Raw genomic sequence first — 18,906 nt, forward strand, 5'->3', positions numbered from 1 at the left:
GTGAGATGAATTTCGTTATAAATATAGATAATCTCATTTGTAAGGTTGATTTAGACCGTGGGCATGATATTTCCATCCCTCTGCATCCGGGGATACGCCAAGTAAACTGCTTTTACGCTCCATTATACCAACATGAGCCGGTCAAAATGGGAAATTTTATAGGCAGTATAGAATCCGGATCTCCGGTTAATTTTTACAATGTCAAATTAAATCCACACGGAAACGGTACGCACACGGAAAGTAGTGCACACATTTCCAGTGAAGGATTATCTGTCAATCAAGTTTTGACTAAATATTTGTTTGTTGCAGAATTGTTGTCCGTTTATCCTACGCGTAGAGAAAATGGAGATCTTGTAATTGAAGCTGCTACAATTGCAGCATTGTGGCAGAATAGTGGAGTAAAAGCGCTTATAGTAAGGACGCTCCCGAATGATGATTCGAAAATAACGAGACAATATTCAGGTACTAATCCGCCGTATTTTTCTCCGGAAGCCATTGACCTGATCGTAGAGAATGGTATACAACATTTATTGGTAGATCTACCTTCTGTAGACAAAGAAGAGGATCAGGGGCTCCTCGCTTCGCATAAATCGTTTTGGAAAGGTGACAGGTCGAGACATTGTACAATAACCGAGCTGATATATGTAAAAAATGAGATAACAGATGGATTTTATCTTCTCAATTTGCAACTGGCGCCGATTGAACTCGACGCATCGCCATCCAGGCCGGTTATTTATCCGTTGAATCTGGTATAATGAAAACAATACATGCTTCGGATCTTATTGTGAGTTTCAGACGATTGCCGGATAACGCATTTTTTGATCATATTATATTTTACAAAAAAAATTTTAGAAAGATACAGGACCTCGAGTTTGAAGAATACGCGGAGATCAAATTTTCATTTGTGAAAGCGATGTTTTATGTCGAAAATTATTTTACTTTCGAAAAGCAAAGTGAGCAGCTGTTGTATGAAATTATCAATCATGATCATTTTCATCAAACATTGCGACACATTTATGAAAAACTGATTTATTTGAGGGCGACCTATTATGTACAGCAACAGGAGAGTTCATCATCACTGCATCATTTCAGAGAATTATATAAATTGAATACTTCCAATCCTAAATATAGAAAGCTATTATTTCATCAATTGTTTCTACAAAATCTCAAATCCTATGCCAACTGGTTTACGGTGGTTGTTTTATTATTGATTTGCACCTTGGGTATAATATTCATACAAAATTTTGTTATTCATCCATTTTTTCATAGAGCGGAATCCGTTTGGAATATGGCAAGAAACCTATGTTTTCTGGGCAGTTTAGTAATGTATTTAGCGATCAATGCAATCGCTGGCGTCAAAGCAAAATCAGAAATGAAAGCGATCTCAAATAAAAACAAACAGCTCAGAAATGAATTGAATTAAGTTTCCATTAACGCCCTCATTTATCAATTTGCAGACGAAATGAAAGAATAGGAATATATCTTTGCAAAACTTGTATCGAAGAATTCTTATCGGCAAAACATGAAATCCGATGTTCTAATAATCCAAGAACAATTTAATAAAAAGTAAATATCAAATACATTCAGATGAAAAATCTGTGGATATACAACAGCTTGACAAGACAGAAAGAAGAATTTGTGCCTTTACAACAAGGTTATGCAGGAATGTATGTCTGTGGGCCTACTGTGTACAATGATGTTCACCTTGGCAACTGTCGAACTTACGTTTCATTTGATATCATACATCGGTATTTCCGGTATCTGGGATATAAAGTCAGATATGTGAGAAATATCACTGACGTAGGGCACTTATTGGATGATGGTGAGGATAGAATGTTAAAAGGGGCAAGACTGGAGAAACTGGAACCCATGGAAGTTGCACACAAATATTCTTTGGGTTTTAATGAAATGATGAGGATTTTCAATACGCTTCCACCTACGATAGAACCACTGGCATCCGGTCATATCATAGAACAGATAGAAATGATCAATGCAATCTTGGATCGAGGATATGCATATGTCAAAAATGGTTCAGTCTATTTTGATACGATCCAATTTATTCAGGATAAAAATCCTTATGGTCAGCTAAGTGGAAGGGTTGTTGAAGAGTTGATGGCAGAAAGCCGATCGGATTTAAAGAACCAAGACGAAAAAAATCACCCTTCAGATTTTGCTATCTGGATGAAAGCATCAGAGGAACACATCATGAAATGGCCTTCACCATGGTCAGTAGGATTTCCCGGATGGCATCTGGAATGCTCCGCGATGAGTAGAAAATATTTGGGTGAAATTTTTGACATTCATGGTGGGGGAAATGATTTAAAATTTCCTCATCACGAAAATGAAATTGCACAAAGCGTAGGAGCTTGCGGACATGCACCTGTGCGGTATTGGATGCACACGAATATGCTCTTGCTTAATGGCAGGAAAATGTCTAAAAGCGAAGGCAATTCGATCACACCAACTGAATTATTTACCGGCCAAAGCCCATTGATCAGCAAAGCATTCTCACCGATGAGTATCCGGTTTTTTATGCTTCAAGCACATTATCGCAGCACATTGGATATTACCGATGAGGCACTGATTGCAGGAGAAAAAGGATACAAACGCCTCATGGAAGCAATTCTTGCCATGGATCAAATTACAGACGCGTTTGCCGAAGAGGAAGGAGAACTTGACGAGAAAGTGAATCAATCTCTCAACCAATGTTTCGACGACCTCAACGATGATTTCAATGTGCCCAAAGCTCTGGCCTCTGTTTTTGAATTGGTCAGCCTCATTCATTCGGTAAAGGACAGACATATTTCTTCATCCAAGATATCAAAATCCTGCTGGATCGACATGAAAAGCAGGATTAAAAGCCTTGTGTTTGACATATTCGGTTTGCAGGCGGAGAGTCAAGAAGAAAATGGTGGAACAACAGACGGATTGATGAAGCTCATAATCTCTCTGAGAACAGATGCTCGAAACAGAAAAGATTGGGCGTCCTCTGATTTAATTCGAGATTCATTAAAAGAACTCGGCATACAGCTAAAAGACGGTAAAGAAGGCACTGGCTGGACGAGAGATTGAATTGATTTTACCTAAATTTTGTATCGGAAATTCAATTGTGCAGCAAGGTGACTTCAAAATCAAGGCTGTGGGAAAGGTTGGATTCGAAAGAATTATTTTTTATAAACAAGTCATTGGATCTGCACTTGGGTAATTCAATACTGATCAAAATCAAATAGAAGAAAACTCAAGATTACTCAATAAGAGAAAGGGCAATGCCAAGCGAAGTTTTGGTCGGGTACCTCATAATCGATTGAAAACGAGCACTTGATTTTTAATTCGCGAAATCATTCGATCTCATCCTAACCCTTGATTTTATTGCCCAATTGATATGGGCTACCATTCCCTAAAGCAAAATCAAGGTTAAAAAAAAGTATGGCGTAACACGAACATTGAAAGAATGAGTTATTCCGGCTGCCAGAAAACTTTTGGGAAGTTTATGACTTTGTCATTTTCTACTACAACACCTTCGGAACGGAGGAGGTTTTCCATAGCTTTGTCTCCACCAAAATTGTGTCGTCCTGAAAGTTCACCTTTAGCATTTACCACCCGATGTGCGGGGATTCCCATTTTGCTGCCACGTAAGGAGTGAAGAGCATAACCAACCATTCTAGGCGATCCTAGGGAAAGAAATTTTGAGATGGCTGAGTAACTAGTCACCTTTCCGCGCGGAATCATTTTGACAATAGCAAAAACAAGATCGTAATAGCTTTGCTCTTGCAGATAGTTGTGTTTAAAAGAATGGATGGCATCTTCCTCCAATTTTCTCATTTGTTTTTCGTCTTTGGAAGACTTGTCTTTAACACCGCAGAAATGTAAGATTCCATGAATTAACACCCGCAACCACTCTTCTTCTTCCTCAACCTTGAGGTTGGCAGCATTCTCACTGATCCTTTGATAGCTGATGTAAATGTCACCTGCTACCACATCGGGATTATATTGAAAACTGATAATGTCTGTATAATAATCATGCTGCAAGTATTGCCGATTGATTTCCAATAGATCTTCATCATTGCACAAATAATAATGAATTTCACCTGCGGCTTTTCCAAATCCGAAGATTATCGTCTGCATCCAGAGCTTTAGCTTCTTTTGATCCCAAGGCAACTTATAATCATCAGAATGAAAGCTGATTTTTGCTTTTTTAAGGAGAGATTTTTGAGTTGGTGTAAATCGCATAATGAGGATTTTTATCCCGCCCAACCTTCGCGGTCCAAGCTTCTAAAATGGATGGCTTCCGCCAAATGTTCAATTTTGATATCATCACTATCGGCTAAATCAGCGATCGTACGAGCGACTTTCAGGATGCGATCATATGCTCTTGCAGACAATTGAAGGCGTTGCATAGCGGTTTTCAGCAAGGTGATTCCTGCAGCATTTATCTGGCAAATATCTTTGACCATATTAGATCCGATCTGGGCATTATTGTGAATGCCGGGCAGAGATTCATACCTGCTTTCTTGCCTTTGGCGAGCGGTAAGCACTCGCTCACGAATCGATAGGGACGATTCTGCCGGTTTACCATGTTCCATGAGATCATCTGTCGAAACCGGGGTCACTTCAACGTGAAGATCGATCCTGTCTAAAAGTGGACCGCTGATACGGCTCAGATATTTTTTGACCACTCCCGGACCACATACGCACTCTTTTTCTGGATGGTTGTAGTAACCACAGGGACAAGGATTCATGGAAGCGATCAGCATAAAACTGGCAGGATAATCTATCGAGACTTTAGCTCTGGAGATCGTTACTTTTCTTTCTTCCATAGGCTGGCGCAGCACTTCCAGTACGGCGCGTTTGAACTCCGGCAACTCATCCAAAAACAAAACGCCATTGTGAGCTAAAGAAATCTCGCCCGGACTGGGATTGGAGCCTCCACCCACCAGGGCTACGTCACTGACAGTATGATGAGGGGACCGGAAAGGGCGGACAGAGACCAGACCACTTTCGCTTGGTAAAATACCGGCTACGGAATGAATTTTTGTGGTCTCCAGAGCTTCATTCAATCCAAGAGGCGGCAAAATTGAAGGCAACCGCTGAGCAAGCATGGTTTTTCCGGCACCTGGAGGACCTATAAGGATCACATTGTGCCCTCCTGCAGCCGCTATTTCAAGGGCCCGTTTAATATTTTCCTGGCCCCTTACGTCAGAAAAATCTTTGGCATAAAGGGTTTGTTGATAAGCAAATTCTTCTCTTGTGTCGATCACCAAAGGCTCTATGGTCTGAGCTCCAGTAAGGAAGTCAACGGCTTCTTTTAAAGTTTCTACAGCTATGACATCCAGCTGATTGACGATTGCAGCTTCACGAGCATTGACTTTTGGAATGATAATCCCTTTATATTTTTCTTTTCTCGCCTGAATGGCAATTGGCAGAACGCCTTTTATGGGACGAAGGCTGCCATCCAGACTGAGCTCTCCCATAATCATGTATTTGTCTAACTGGGAGCTGTCCATTTGGTTTGTTGCAGCCAGTATTCCTATGGCAATAGGAAGATCATAAGATGAGCCTTCTTTCCGGATATCAGCGGGAGCTAAATTTACCACCAATTTTAGTCGAGGAAACTGGAAACCTTCATTTTTAATTGCAGATTCAATCCTCTGATAACCCTCTTTTACTGCATTGTCGGGAAGTCCTACCATGAAATAATTTATTTTTCCGAGTGCTACGGTTCCACCGGCATTCACTTCTACTGTAATGGTACGTGCATCAACACCAAACACAGCAGCAGCATAGGATTTAATCAACATCGGCTATATTGTTTTTATTTTATATCAATCATATATTCCGCATCCAGATAAATCATAGAATCCAAAGGAATCCCCCTTTCTATAGCTTTTTCTCGTACATGGCTCAACCATTTTTCATCAGAGCGTATCGTGTGCATCATCGATCGTATTTTTTCTTCACGAATTTCGCGCATGCTTTTGTCTATTTTGGACCGAGCCATAATGACTTTATGATGGTCTCCACTTTCTCCTGTAAATTCTGTGATGACAAATTTATTAAATGTTGTATCTGAAGTAATCCTTTCTTCTTTAACGCCACCTTCCAGTGGTGCGAACCACTCGTCCCAGACGATCAAAGTATTTTCAGGAAAAGATTTTTTCTGATTAAGGATTCCGATATTTTCATTCAACCCTATGACAAAAGGATTAAATTTTGCATAAAAGGGAAAGGATACAGCTGCATAGATTTTATGCAATCTTGTCCACTCAGGATATTTTTCTTCCAATTCAGAGATTGCTTTTTTCATACAGATTTGAGCACCGGTTTCATTTAATTTACGAGCTTGAACCGCGTAATTATGATTTGGCGTAAAATTTAAAATAAATTGAAAACTGACAATTCCCGCTAAAGTATAGAGACCCTTTTTTGATTCAAAAAAAGTATGCCAATATTCAAACGGTTTTGTCATTATAATACACATCATTGGAATTACAGCTATAAAAACCCTCATCAAACCAAATGAGTTAAATCTCCCAAACGCCCAAGCGTACGAATGAAAAAACAAGAAACCTAAAAATGAACCATAAATTAAAAATACCTCCAAAGAAAGTCGAGAATTGTTTCTGGATTGAAGTAATTTTTTAACATCTCGAAATAAAAAAAAGCAACCAACCAGCAATAATGCAGAAAGAATGATCCCAGTAACATAGGGCATGTTATAAACAAAATGAAATAACTCACCCTTACCGTAAAATGCTTTATTGATCGGATAAGGGATTTTATTGAAAGGCCATAAAAAATCATTATTGTAAAATCTCATTCCAGCAAATCCATAGATCACATGACCAGTAAGTAACCATGGCAAGAAACTGTATTTTTTTATCCACAAAAGATATGCTGCACATAAAATTATAATGATCAAACCTTCTGATCTTGCAAAGGGTAAAAAAGAAATGAGAATGGTTGCGGATAAAAATTTTTCTTTCTGAAATAAAAACAGACCAAGAGAAAATAGGCATGCAAAAAAAGGTTCTGTCAACCCAGACAAACCAAAATAGATTAGCATAGGGCATAAAATTAAAAACAGAGAAGCAAGCCACGGAAATTTGTAATCCCATGCCAAACACACTCGGTAAATAAAATATTGTGCTAATAATATATTTACGATGTTGAAAATTTTAATTCCTACAAAACCAAATTGACTCCAGGGTGTGGCTGCTAAGACAAAAAGAGGTTTAGCCCAATGATTGAAAAACAATGAAGGATCCGTATAAGCCCATTTGGCATACAAATAATGTAAGAGGCTGTCTCCATCATCACCGGTCCCCTTAAACAGAACTGCGAGTATCAATAAGATTATAGCAGTGAACAATTGGATCACATGGATTTCTCGGAAACTGTAACGATTAGAGTTAGAAATAGAGTCAGCCATTATACAAAAACATAAAGATAGTGAATCTGCTCATTTATCGGATTTGAGGAAGCACCAAAACAGCAGAAAGATTCAGATTCAAATCAAGGCATCTCTGGTTTGGCCGGAGATTCTTTATTTTTGCAAAAAAAGAGCAGAAAATGTATCGGAGTCATGATTGTGGAGAATTAAGAATGAACCATGTAGGGGCGGAAGTTATTTTGAGCGGTTGGGTTCAAAGTGCCAGAAACTTGGGAGGTATGACTTTTATAGATTTGAGGGATCGGTATGGCATAACGCAGATTGTTTTTAATTTGGAAGAAGACGAGAGCCTTTGTTTGGCAGCGAGAAAACTGGGTAGAGAGTTTGTGATAATGGCTAAAGGCATTGTCCGAGAGCGAAGCAGCAAAAACCCTCAGAGGCCAACGGGAGATATAGAACTTCAGGTCAAAGAGATGCAGATATTAAATCAATCTGCCGTCCCGCCGTTCACTATTGAAGATGAGTCTGATGGCGGGGATGAGTTGCGTATGAAATATCGGTATCTTGACATAAGACGATCTCCGGTAAAAAACAAATTGCTGTTTCGTCATCAGGCAGCATTCGAAACGCGAAATTATTTGAATGATCAGCGTTTTGTAGAAATAGAAACACCATATCTTATCAAATCCACACCAGAGGGTGCAAGAGACTTCGTAGTACCCAGCAGGATGAATCAAGGACAGTTTTATGCACTGCCCCAGTCCCCACAAACATTCAAGCAGCTCTTGATGGTTGCAGGAATGGATCGATATTTTCAGATAGTACGCTGCTTCAGAGATGAGGACCTCAGAGCAGACAGACAGCCGGAATTTACACAAATAGACTGCGAGATGGCCTTTGTGCATCAAGAAGATGTATTAGAAACATTTGAAGGCTTGATCAAGCATTTATTCAATAAAATATTGGAGATAGATTTACCAAAATTTGAACGAATGAGCTATGAAGATGCTATGCACAATTATGGTTCTGACAAACCGGATCTGCGATTTGACATGCCAATACAACATCTGGAGAGAGAGCTGAAAGGAGCAGGATTTCCGGTGTTTGATGAGGCAGAAGCAATTTGTGGACTTGCATGTCAAGCTACTGCAGACTTTTTCAGCAACAAAGAGATCAGTGATCTGACAGAGTGGGTAAAAAGGCCGCAAATAGGTGCGAAAGGACTGGCATATGTGCGTTTTAATAACGATGGCAGTGTCAAAACCAGCCTGGGAAAATTCTATAGTGATGAACGACTTAAAGACTTGGCAAAAAGCTGGAAGTTGGGATCAGGGGATGTGCTTTTTATTTTGGCAGGACCAAAGGAAAAAACACTGAAACAAGCCGGAGAACTGAGACTCGAATTGGGGCGTAAGCTCAAACTTATAAAAGCTGGAGAATTCAAGGCATTTTGGGTTGTTGATTTTCCATTGTTAGAATGGGATGAGGAGAGTAATCGTTTTTATGCAATGCACCACCCTTTTACGTCGCCGTTACCAAAGGATATAGAAAAGTTGAGATCCGATGATAGGGAAGTTCTGAGCTCAATTCGAGCAGCAGCATACGATATGGTAATCAACGGTACCGAGATAGGTGGAGGGTCGGTTCGAATACATAACAGAGCTTTACAAGCTCAGAATTTCCAATTGCTCGGATTTTCTCCTGCAGAAGCGGAAAAGCAGTTTGGATTTTTGCTAGGGGCCTTTGAGTATGGGGCTCCACCGCATGCTGGGATAGCTTTTGGATTTGATCGTCTGTGCGCAGTTATGCAAGGCCAAACAAACATCAGAGATTACATCGCTTTTCCAAAAAACAATCAAGGAAGAGACACGATGATTGATTCTCCTTCAGAACTGGATGTGCATCAACTCAAAGAGCTTGGCATAAACCTAATAGAATCGATAGAATAATCGATTTACACTAATATCTAGGGAGAAATGGACGAGTAGTTCCATTTTTCTATTATGTGAATGAAGCACAGTCCACGCAAAATATATATAACAATATTTTTTAATTTAAATATAATTCTTATATAATATTTTATTAATATAATATTTAGTAAAATAAAATTTTACAATTCTTGCGCTTTGAATAAAAGTATTAACTACTTTTACGCCTCGAATCTATAGCCAATTACTCAGGACTTCTGGATCTCATAAACATTTATTTCTACTTAAAGATAGTGTAATGTATAGACTGAAGTTACCCCTTGCCAACTTGAAAGCAATTTTTTTGGCATTTACAGTCATCTATTTTGTGCCATCGGTTTATGCTCAGGAGGAGATACAAGTCCTTCAAAGTTTTAACCGTAGAGTACTCTGTGACAGACCACCAATCATTACCTGTCCGGCTGATGTTACGACATGTCCCGGAGCCTCGATAGATATCGAAGCATTGGGTTGTGCTACTGCCAAACCAGGAAGCATTTCTTGCCAAGCACCAATTGTGGATTATATCGACAATGAATACGAGACAGGTCCATGTCCCGGGGCAAAAAAAATCAGAAGAATATGGACTGCTACAGATCCAGATGACGAAAATTTACGCAGCTTTTGTATTCAGTATATAGATCTTAAGGACGAAGAGCCTCCGGTATTCTTTAACTGTCCTAAGGATACCGTTATTTTGAGCAACAGCAAATGTGTTGCCACATATCAGTGGACTTCTCCTTGGGTGACAGATCATTGCGGCAATCTCAGCTTATCAAGCTCCCATATCAATGGAGATAAATTTCCGGTTGGAACAACTCGTGTCATATTTACCGCAACCGATGCATGCGGAAACTCATCAACATGTAGCTTTACTATAAGGGTAGTTGATAATTGTTGTAATCAGCCACCGACGATTACATGTCCTGCAAATTTAACTCTCTGCTATACCGCCGGTACGAACCCGGATACTACAGGCAGAGCAACTGCTACTACGCCAAGTCCGGCATGTGGTCAAGTTTCTGTCAATTATCGGGACTCTGTGGTCAATATTAGCAATTGTTCGGTTGTGATTTATCGAATCTGGACAGCTTCTATTGCTGCAAAGCCTAATCTTATCAGCTCCTGCATTCAGCGAATAGAAAAAACGGACAATACGCCACCTGTGTTCCTACACTGTCAACCGGATATCACGGCCAGCCCTGGTCCTGACTGCAAGGTGAAAGTGGATTGGTATGTACCAATCGCAGAAGACGCATGCGGAGCAGTCAATACGACCTCAAACTACCTACCACTCCAGGAATTTACCCCTGGATTCTATACAGTACTTTATGTGGCTACTGACGGCTGTGGAAACAGCGCACAGTGTAGCTTTACCATTACGGTTACGGATAGCTGTTGTAACAAACCACCAACGATTTCTTGTCCTGCAGACGCGACAGTGTGTCCGGGATCAAGTATCGACCCATCCATAACAGGCAAGGCAACGGCAACGAGGTCCGGTGCAATATGTGATGACCCGATCGTATCACGCACGGATGAAGTATTGTACCAAAGTGCTTGTTCGACGGTAATCGTTCGACACTGGCGAGCATTTGACCGTAACCAACCGACACTTGAAGCCAGATGTGACCAACGCATCACTCAGACGGACAATACGCCACCTGTGTTCTTACATTGTCAGCCGGATATCACGGCCAGCCCTGGTCCTGACTGCAAGGTGAAAGTAGATTGGTATGTGCCAATCGCAGAAGACGCATGCGGAGCAGTCAATACGACCTCAAACTACTTACCACTCCAGGAATTTACCCCGGGACTCTATACAGTACTGTATGTGGCTACCGACGGCTGTGGAAACAGTGCACAGTGCAGCTTTACCATCACGGTTACTGATACATGCTGTAACCAGCCTCCAACGATTTCTTGCCCGGCAGATTTGACACTTTGCCCAGGAACAAGTACCGACACTTCAAATACCGGCAGTGCAAAGGTTACCAAAGGAGGTACTTTCTGCAAAGATCCGGTGTTGACTTTTGCGGATCGAGTTCTTTTCCAGAGTGCATGTTCAACGAGAATAGAAAGAACATGGACAGCTGTAGATCCGGATCATCCTGCTTATACGGTTCATTGTGTTCAGACAATTACTCTGGAAGATAAGACCTCACCGGTATTTAGTTCATGTCCGGTCAACTTCACAGTAGATCCCGGAGCTGACTGTAAAGCGATCGTCAACTGGACGCTACCTACGGTTAGTGACAATTGCGGTCAAGTGAATTTGGGATTCAATTATGCACCCGGATCAGAGTTAGGCATTGGCAATACTCTCGTGGTGTACACAGCCACAGACGATTGTGGCAATACAAGTTCATGCTGGTTTACCGTGACTGTAACAGACAATTGTTGCAACAAACCACCAACCATTACATGTCCTGCCAATTTGACTGTATGCCCTGTATCCTCGCTAGACCCATCCATAACGGGAACAGCGACAGCGCAGGCAAGTCCTCATTGTCAGCCACCGGTAATTACCTACACCGACTCTGTTTTGTACCAAAGTGCTTGTTCGACATTTGTGGAGCGAACTTGGACTGCAACTGATCCTAATAATTCAACGTATACGGTTCATTGTGTTCAGACAATTACTCTGGAAGATAAGACCTCACCGATATTTAGCTCATGCCCGGTCAATTTCACAGTAGATCCCGGAGCTGACTGTAAAGCGATCGTCAACTGGACGGTACCTACGGTTAGTGACAATTGTGGTCAAGTGAACCTGGGGTTCAATTATGCACCCGGATCAGAGTTAGGCATTGGCAATACTCTCGTGGTGTACACAGCCACAGACGATTGTGGCAATACAAGTTCATGCTGGTTTACCGTGACAGTAACAGACAACTGTTGCAACAAACCACCGACAATTACATGCCCAGCGGATTTAACTTTATGTCTAGGGGCAAATATAGATCCACAGAATACAGGCAGACCGACTGCGACAAAAGGTCACCCAAGCTGTGACGACCCAATCGTTTCGCGCAATGACGAGGTCTTATACCAAAGTGCGTGTTCAACGGTAATCGTTCGACATTGGCGAGCATTTGACCGCAATCAATCAAGCTTGGAGGCAAGATGTGACCAAAGGATTGTAATGGAGGATACGACGCCACCTGTGTTCTTACACTGTCAACCGGATATTACGATAAATCCAAATCCGGATTGTAAAGTAAAAGTTGACTGGTACGTGCCGGTTGCGGAAGACGCATGCGGTATAGTAAATACAATATCGAACTATCTACCATTGCAGGAGTTTTCAACGGGATTCTACACTGTTCTATATGTAGCCACTGATGCATGTGGAAATTCAGCGCAGTGCAGTTTTACCATCACAGTGACAGATAGTTGTTGCAACAAACCACCGACGATTACATGTCCTTCTAATTTTACAGTATGTCCACTTTCCTCAATTGATCCTTCAATTACAGGAAGGGCGACGGCGCAGGCAAGCCCATATTGTCTGTCTCCGGTAATTTCATTCACGGATAGTGTCTTATACCAAAGCGCATGCTCAACATACGTTGAACGCACATGGAAAGCAACTGATGCAAACAACACTTCTTTGACTGCGAGCTGTATTCAATATATTACCAAAGAAGACAAAACATCTCCGGTGTTTAGTGCTTGTCCTGTTGATTTCACCGTTGATCCAACGTATGATTGCAAAGGAATCGCAAGCTGGACACCACCAACGGTTTCAGATGCCTGCGGATCAGTGTTTGTAGGATCAAACTATAAACCGGGTGACCAACTCAATCGGGGTAATACACTTGTGGTATATACGGCTACTGATGATTGTGGAAACACAAGCACATGTTGGTTTACAGTGACTGTAACTGATAATTGTTGTGATAAAAATCCGGTCATAAGTTGTCCGGCAGACTATAAAGCATGTCCTTCAACTTCCACGGATCCTTCCAATACTGGAACAGCGACGGCGGTACCAGGTAAGCCAACATGTAAAACTCCTGTGATTAGTTATAAAGATAAAATTCTATCGAACGGGCCGTGCTCAGGAGCGATTAAAATAGAACGCACATGGACTGCGACAGATCCGGAAATACCGACATTAAAATCAGAATGTAAACAGATCATAGAATTGAAAGACGATGTCAATCCTCGCTTTACAAGCGTGCCACATGATACAGTAATCAATGCAAATGGTCAATGTGATCTTAGAGTGTATTGGCTACCTCCGGTGGCAGCTGACAATTGCGGAGTCAGAAACATGAGTTCATCACACCGTCCTGGCGACAGGTTTGGTGCCGGAATGACGACAGTAAGCTATACAGTAGTTGATGTATGCGGCAATAGCATTAGCACATCATTCAAGATTACTGTGTACGGATCTGAAATTGAAATTACCTGTCCTCCTGACACAATGGTTAAGAATTCAGATCCATATAAAACTGGTGCTATAGTAAATTGGAATCTGCCGACAGTAAGATATTGTACACCATGTGTGGACAGTCTGCCTGGTTTTATCTATATGGGCGAATATGGTGGTCACCGATATTTCTGTTCGTTGGCACCGGCCAGCTGGGATGAGGCGAAGGTGATCTGTACGCTCAATGGAGGACATCTTGCAGTCATCAATGACCAAAGTGAAAACGAATATGTTTCGAGCAAATTAATGGGTCAGACGGCCTGGATAGGAGGTACCGATGAAAATACCGAAGGATTGTTTGAATGGGTGAACAGAGAAGGATTTATTTATCGCAATTGGTTGATTGGCCAACCTAACAACATGAATGGAAACGAAGATTATATCGAACTACGCCCGGATGGTTATTGGAATGACCAGAATGGAGCATCCAGCAGAGAGTTTGTTTGCGAAATTCCATGTTGGACCCTGACACAAATAGAAGGACCAAAACGAGGCACGGAAGTACCTTGTGGTACACATAGAATTACTTATGTGGCTTCAAAAGATGGAGGAAAGGACACATGTAGTTTTAATGTGCAGGTGAAGTGCGATTCTCTTGAAAAATACTGCAATAGCAGAGGACGAGATAGCAGACACATGTGGGTGGACTCAGTTTCAATCTCCACGTTGCATCATCATTCAGGAAACAATGGAGGGTATTACAAAAACATCACAGAATGTCCGGAAATTTATTCGGGACAGACTTACACTGTATCTTTTACTCCTGGATATGCAGGTGTTATCTACAATGTGTACTGGAAGGTGTGGATAGATTATAATGCAGACGGAATATTTGACAATTTGAATGAGCTGGCTACTTACGGATTCGGCAATACGATAATGATTGGAAATATTACTATTCCAAACGGATTAAGTCCAAGACTAAGCAGAATGAGAGTTTCGATGGCATATGGCGGTTATCCGTCAGGACCATGCAGCACATTCCTTTATGGAGAAGTTGAAGATCATTGTGTGTCGATCAATGGAGGAACAAGCTTTGGAGGTTCTACCGAAGAAAATGAAATGGAGATTAGAACACCTCAGACATTAAAATGTCTGGGAGGATGTTTAGATCTCAGGAGTGAACTTAAAACCAGAAAAAATGACCTAGGAGATGTACAGACTTTGGATGCTTGGGTGTATCCGAATCCATCCGATCATCAGGTTTTCGTTCAAATAAGTGAAGCCGGAGTCTCGCAGATCTCTTTCTATAACGCTCAGTCAAAGCTTATCTGGAAATCAGTTGATAAAACGACAGAAGATAAATTTGAAATCAATACATCTGCGTGGCCATCGGGTGTATATCAAATGATAGTAGAAGGTCACAACGGACAGAAAATCAGCAAAAGATTTACAGTCCAGCACTAAGCAACTCATGAAAAGGTGTGATAACTCACTGACCAGCCAGTCTGGTTAGTGAGTTTTTTTCTTTGTTCAATTGCGTTCGTTCAACCGGTCTATCTCATTAAACGACAATTAGTGCTACCAACTAGAGGTATAATTCTAAAATAGTCATTAGAATTTCTTTCTATGAATTATTTTGGGTTTATATTACTCAAAGGCATAACCCCTCTGCATTTATTTAATTGCCTCATATTTAATTAATTGTAAAGCTCCTTTACTAATGTCGATCGCTAATGATTCTTACTACAGATAAATACAAGGTTAAAATTACCTTCAAAGATTTTAAATTTTGAAAAATAGAGTTATGTTTGTATTCCAGATTGTTTATAGTAAAAAACCAATGCATCCGAAGTTAAATTAAAAACAAAGACAAAGCGAATGTAAATTAACCATCAAAAGGTATGTAATGTAAAGCATTATATACAAAATTTTTGAATATCATATAATTGATGTAGGTTTCGCAAAAAGCGTTGCAATTGATATTATTATGATAACGAGCTTAATAATTTCCTGCAGGTATCATTAAGGCAAAGGGATAAAAAATCTGGGACCAGAATAACTAAGTAGCTAATTGAATTATTTCTTATCATACTAAAATTTTAGAACATGAATAAACTAAATTACTCTTTTGTTTTCATTATCATTTCAAGTTTTTCACTTATAAGTCAAAACCTAATTAACACCATTTCACCGCCTCAGGCATTAACAGTATTGGAATCTCAAAATTATTCTGTATTTTCACAACTGAACCCAAGTATTGAAATAAGCTGGATAAGTATTACAAATTTTACTAATTCAGTAAATAGTGCAAATGGAATTTTAACTTTTTCTCTTCCAAATGAAAATACTTCTTTGCATTTTGAGCATGCTCATTCAGAGTTCGAAGACAATATGAATTTTGAATGGTATGGAGAACGAATTAACAATGGCATAAAACTTTCTGATTATGTATTATTCAAAAACATGGATGGTCAGCTTTATGCAGAGTTAGCAATTGGAGATTCATACTATCGTATTTACCCAATATCCTCAGACAAACAAATATTGGTTAAAATAGTTAATACGGACAACGGCACATTAAAACCAGATATAGGAGATGGAAGCACGAATTATGTGCCAGAATCATTAGATACTTGAATACTTAATTCGGGTTCTTGTACAATTGATCTTTATATTGCATATACTCCAAGTTTAGCTGCTGTGATGCCAATGGTAAACCTTTTACCAATGACACGAATGATGTTATCGCAATTAAATATTACTTACATACGCAGTAAAGTAAAGCATCGTGCAAGAATCGTAGAAGTAGCAAAGCTTATTGATATAGGTTGGACAGATAAATTTTCTTCAAACGATGATTTGAATCAATTAAAACCATTGGTAATAGGCCCAAGCGACCTGAATACAAGAGTAAATAATGTAAAAGCAGATTTAGTAGTACTTCTTACAACTGGTAACAACTGGCCTACTGGTGAACATGGAATAGCTTTTAAGTGTGCTACACCACCATGCACCGTTGTTAAATTCAATAGTGCTACAGATAGAAGGTACACTTTTACTCATGAAGTTGGACATTTGTTATGTGGAGGTCACGAAGATGACTTAACGCCATTCAGTAAAGCATACAAAGATATGCGCAAATCTTTTTCGGACAGTTATTCATCAAGCCCCAGCCGAGTCAAATAGAATTTTAAACTATTCAAATCCTTATGTAAAATATTCTTCAAAGACTACAGGAACCAAATATCAATATAATGCATGTGTCATCCAGAATTCTGGATGTGGCATGGCAGGTTTTAATGAACCTAATGAATGCACAATTCATGCCAAAGGAAAATTTGACTCAGAGTGTAATCCAACAACGATAAAAGTGACTGCCTCAATGCTACCAACAACATGTAATGCTCAGAACTATAAATTTGAATATACCATAGATGGATTCAATTATTATACTAGTTGTCCCTTTACACCAAATAATTATTGTGATATTTCTCTTTTAATTTTTCCTAACAGGTCAAGTATAACAGTGAAAATTACAGCCTATGGAAATGGTACACAAGTAATTGGTTATTTATTTAAAACCTTTACAACAATATGCCCGGAAACACCAATGTCATTACCCGGATATTTAAAAAAGGTAGATAAAAATGAAGGTATTAAAAGTCAAAGTTCTAGCTACCTTTCTAGGTTGGCACAAGACAATGCAAATCCTGAGGAAATTTATTGTAGTCTATTTGACCTAAATGGTAAGCTGATAATTTCTGGCAATATAGATTTATTAAATGAGCTTGAGCAATTAAACAATACTTCTCTTAACATTCCTCCAGGAGTCTATTTTTTACAAATAAAAGAAGATGATAAATTGTTGTATAATACTAAAATAATAGTAAAATGAAACAAATACTTTTTTTAAATTTATTAATATTATTTCCATTTAGTTTTCTGAATTCCCAATCAAAAATAAAATTAGCCTCATCAAAAGATAATAAAAGAGTTATATATAATTCATTATACAAACTGCCTACGCCTGATCATTTGGCTTTTGTCGACTCTTTATTTATAGAAGGTAAGTCGGCAAGAGGCCATTTATATTTTGGATACACCAAAGCAAAAGTGAATGGGAAATTGTGGACCTCATATCCAAGGGGGCACGCGACCAGTGAAAACACAACAGGCTTAATTAGTAAAGAACTGACTCAAGAAATAGGAATTGTAATCGGAAGCCTTACTTTTGGATTTTATAATAAATTATCAAAGGGTATAATAAATTTAAATCAGTTTAATAAGGATTGTTATTGTTCTTATTTCAAAAATGGAGAAGATGGTTGTACTCTTGAAGAATCATATAAACTTACTTCTTCAAATAAACCAAATTTTATTAAAATTGTAAGTTACGATGAAAAAACTGGAATTTTTAAAGCCAGATTTAGATTGATCTTTAAAAGAGAGTCAAATAATGGAAGCTACCCTGAGTATTTATTTTTTGATGATGGTGTAATTTATACTAAAGTTTTTAAACAATGAAGAACTTTATTAAAAATTGAGTTGTAGGTATTGCAAGCGTTATTCAATTGTGTATGCTTATCTCGCTACAATTGGTAAAAACATCGGTAAGTTGTAAAAACTAGAATACTATTAGATAACATTCATAACTATGCTTGTATCTTTATTCAATTAACCGTTTTTACTCAATTTTATCATATTTTTTCAATCAAAAATGTGAATCCTAAAGCAAAATTGGGTTAATTTTTATTAAACGATTAATAGCTTATTAATCAGACAGATTTAGAATCAAGAAGACCCGTTTTACTTATCCGACAAAATGACAATATGTATCAGAATGACTTAAAATATGTCGCTTGAAGTGAACAAGAAAACAATAAAAATTGATGCGGCAATTTTATTTTTTAAATACACGTGATTTGTTTCTTTAGGGGTGATCTTGAAACACCAGATAATAAAATCGAATTTGAAATTGTGGCGGCTCTTGGTAAAAGAATTTTTCGTACAAGTGCAGGCAGACAGATAAACGATTATTCTATATTCACTCTAATCCAAGTCAAGGAAATTTTAAAATTTTTTCTACCATGACTTTGAAATAAGTTATATCGAAGTGATTAGAATAGATGGTACTTTATGAAGCCAAAATAATCCTAGAATTTATAATT

Annotated in this window: 12 protein-coding genes and 1 pseudogene; 9 read left to right on the forward strand and 4 right to left on the reverse strand. The window is 39.1% G+C overall.

Translation table 11 applies throughout. From position 1 onward, the window contains the following. The first annotated feature begins 5 nt into the window (after positions 1 to 5). The 3 genes from IPI99_04590 to IPI99_04600 all read left to right on the forward strand — a co-directional run bounded on the left by IPI99_04590 (position 6) and on the right by IPI99_04600 (position 3,072). Positions 6 to 755, forward strand: a complete 750-nt coding sequence (locus IPI99_04590) for a cyclase family protein (GenBank protein MBK7339790.1) — start codon at positions 6 to 8, stop codon at positions 753 to 755. Next, positions 755 to 1,423 carry a hypothetical protein gene (locus IPI99_04595; protein MBK7339791.1) on the forward strand — a complete coding sequence of 223 codons (669 nt, stop codon included), beginning with the start codon at positions 755 to 757 and terminating at the stop codon, positions 1,421 to 1,423. Before IPI99_04590 ends, IPI99_04595 begins: the two co-directional genes overlap by 1 nt. A gap of 164 nt (positions 1,424 to 1,587) precedes the next feature. After that, positions 1,588 to 3,072 (forward strand): cysteine--tRNA ligase, encoded by a 1,485-nt coding sequence (locus IPI99_04600; protein MBK7339792.1) that lies wholly within the window; start codon positions 1,588 to 1,590, stop codon positions 3,070 to 3,072. 384 nt (positions 3,073 to 3,456) lie between these two features. Here the strand turns inward: IPI99_04600 and IPI99_04605 are convergent, their stop codons facing one another. The 4 genes and pseudogenes from IPI99_04605 to IPI99_04620 form a co-directional block, all read right to left on the reverse strand. Then, a complete protein-coding gene (locus IPI99_04605; protein MBK7339793.1) occupies positions 3,457 to 3,774 on the reverse strand; it encodes an MGMT family protein in 318 nt (105 codons plus the stop codon). Between the two features lie 21 nt (positions 3,775 to 3,795). Beyond that, a pseudogene (ybeY, locus tag IPI99_04610) lies at positions 3,796 to 4,230 on the reverse strand (rRNA maturation RNase YbeY). A gap of 11 nt (positions 4,231 to 4,241) precedes the next feature. Next, positions 4,242 to 5,798, reverse strand: coding sequence for a YifB family Mg chelatase-like AAA ATPase (locus IPI99_04615; protein MBK7339794.1), 1,557 nt, complete (start codon positions 5,796 to 5,798; stop codon positions 4,242 to 4,244). A 14-nt stretch (positions 5,799 to 5,812) separates the two neighbouring features. After that, positions 5,813 to 7,429 (reverse strand): hypothetical protein, encoded by a 1,617-nt coding sequence (locus IPI99_04620; GenBank protein ID MBK7339795.1) that lies wholly within the window; start codon positions 7,427 to 7,429, stop codon positions 5,813 to 5,815. A gap of 140 nt (positions 7,430 to 7,569) precedes the next feature. On the opposite strand from IPI99_04620, the gene aspS reads away from it, so the two are divergent. The 6 genes from aspS to IPI99_04650 all read left to right on the forward strand — a co-directional run bounded on the left by aspS (position 7,570) and on the right by IPI99_04650 (position 18,262). Further along, positions 7,570 to 9,339 (forward strand): aspartate--tRNA ligase, encoded by a 1,770-nt coding sequence (aspS, locus tag IPI99_04625; GenBank protein MBK7339796.1) that lies wholly within the window; start codon positions 7,570 to 7,572, stop codon positions 9,337 to 9,339. 277 nt (positions 9,340 to 9,616) lie between these two features. Then, positions 9,617 to 15,202, forward strand: a complete 5,586-nt coding sequence (locus IPI99_04630) for an HYR domain-containing protein (protein ID MBK7339797.1) — start codon at positions 9,617 to 9,619, stop codon at positions 15,200 to 15,202. A 642-nt stretch (positions 15,203 to 15,844) separates the two neighbouring features. Further along, positions 15,845 to 16,375: a hypothetical protein gene (locus IPI99_04635; GenBank protein MBK7339798.1), complete on the forward strand. Its 531-nt coding sequence runs from the start codon at positions 15,845 to 15,847 to the stop codon at positions 16,373 to 16,375. A 90-nt stretch (positions 16,376 to 16,465) separates the two neighbouring features. Beyond that, the gene (locus tag IPI99_04640) at positions 16,466 to 16,924 is read left to right on the forward strand and encodes a hypothetical protein (protein MBK7339799.1); all 459 of its coding nucleotides are present in this window, start codon (positions 16,466 to 16,468) and stop codon (positions 16,922 to 16,924) included. Between the two features lie 100 nt (positions 16,925 to 17,024). Then, a complete protein-coding gene (locus IPI99_04645; protein MBK7339800.1) occupies positions 17,025 to 17,633 on the forward strand; it encodes a T9SS type A sorting domain-containing protein in 609 nt (202 codons plus the stop codon). Then, positions 17,630 to 18,262: a hypothetical protein gene (locus tag IPI99_04650; GenBank protein ID MBK7339801.1), complete on the forward strand. Its 633-nt coding sequence runs from the start codon at positions 17,630 to 17,632 to the stop codon at positions 18,260 to 18,262. Before IPI99_04645 ends, IPI99_04650 begins: the two co-directional genes overlap by 4 nt. Positions 18,263 to 18,906 lie beyond the last annotated feature (644 nt).

Source organism: Saprospiraceae bacterium (assembly GCA_016710235.1).
Lineage (GTDB): Bacteria > Bacteroidota > Bacteroidia > Chitinophagales > Saprospiraceae > Vicinibacter.

What these genes read in the sequence shown, in the direction of transcription:
- IPI99_04630 (MBK7339797.1), top strand. Translation starts at nt 9,617, where the DNA reads ATGTATAGACTGAAGTTACCCCTTGCCAACTTGAAAGCAATTTTTTTG.
- IPI99_04615 (MBK7339794.1), bottom strand. Translation starts at nt 5,798, where the DNA reads ATGTTGATTAAATCCTATGCTGCTGCTGTGTTTGGTGTTGATGCACGT.
- IPI99_04600 (MBK7339792.1), top strand. Translation starts at nt 1,588, where the DNA reads ATGAAAAATCTGTGGATATACAACAGCTTGACAAGACAGAAAGAAGAA.
- IPI99_04595 (MBK7339791.1), top strand. Translation starts at nt 755, where the DNA reads ATGAAAACAATACATGCTTCGGATCTTATTGTGAGTTTCAGACGATTG.
- IPI99_04645 (MBK7339800.1), top strand. Translation starts at nt 17,025, where the DNA reads ATGGCAGGTTTTAATGAACCTAATGAATGCACAATTCATGCCAAAGGA.
- IPI99_04635 (MBK7339798.1), top strand. Translation starts at nt 15,845, where the DNA reads ATGAATAAACTAAATTACTCTTTTGTTTTCATTATCATTTCAAGTTTT.
- IPI99_04650 (MBK7339801.1), top strand. Translation starts at nt 17,630, where the DNA reads ATGAAACAAATACTTTTTTTAAATTTATTAATATTATTTCCATTTAGT.
- IPI99_04590 (MBK7339790.1), top strand. Translation starts at nt 6, where the DNA reads ATGAATTTCGTTATAAATATAGATAATCTCATTTGTAAGGTTGATTTA.
- aspS (MBK7339796.1), top strand. Translation starts at nt 7,570, where the DNA reads ATGTATCGGAGTCATGATTGTGGAGAATTAAGAATGAACCATGTAGGG.
- IPI99_04640 (MBK7339799.1), top strand. Translation starts at nt 16,466, where the DNA reads ATGACACGAATGATGTTATCGCAATTAAATATTACTTACATACGCAGT.
- IPI99_04620 (MBK7339795.1), bottom strand. Translation starts at nt 7,429, where the DNA reads ATGGCTGACTCTATTTCTAACTCTAATCGTTACAGTTTCCGAGAAATC.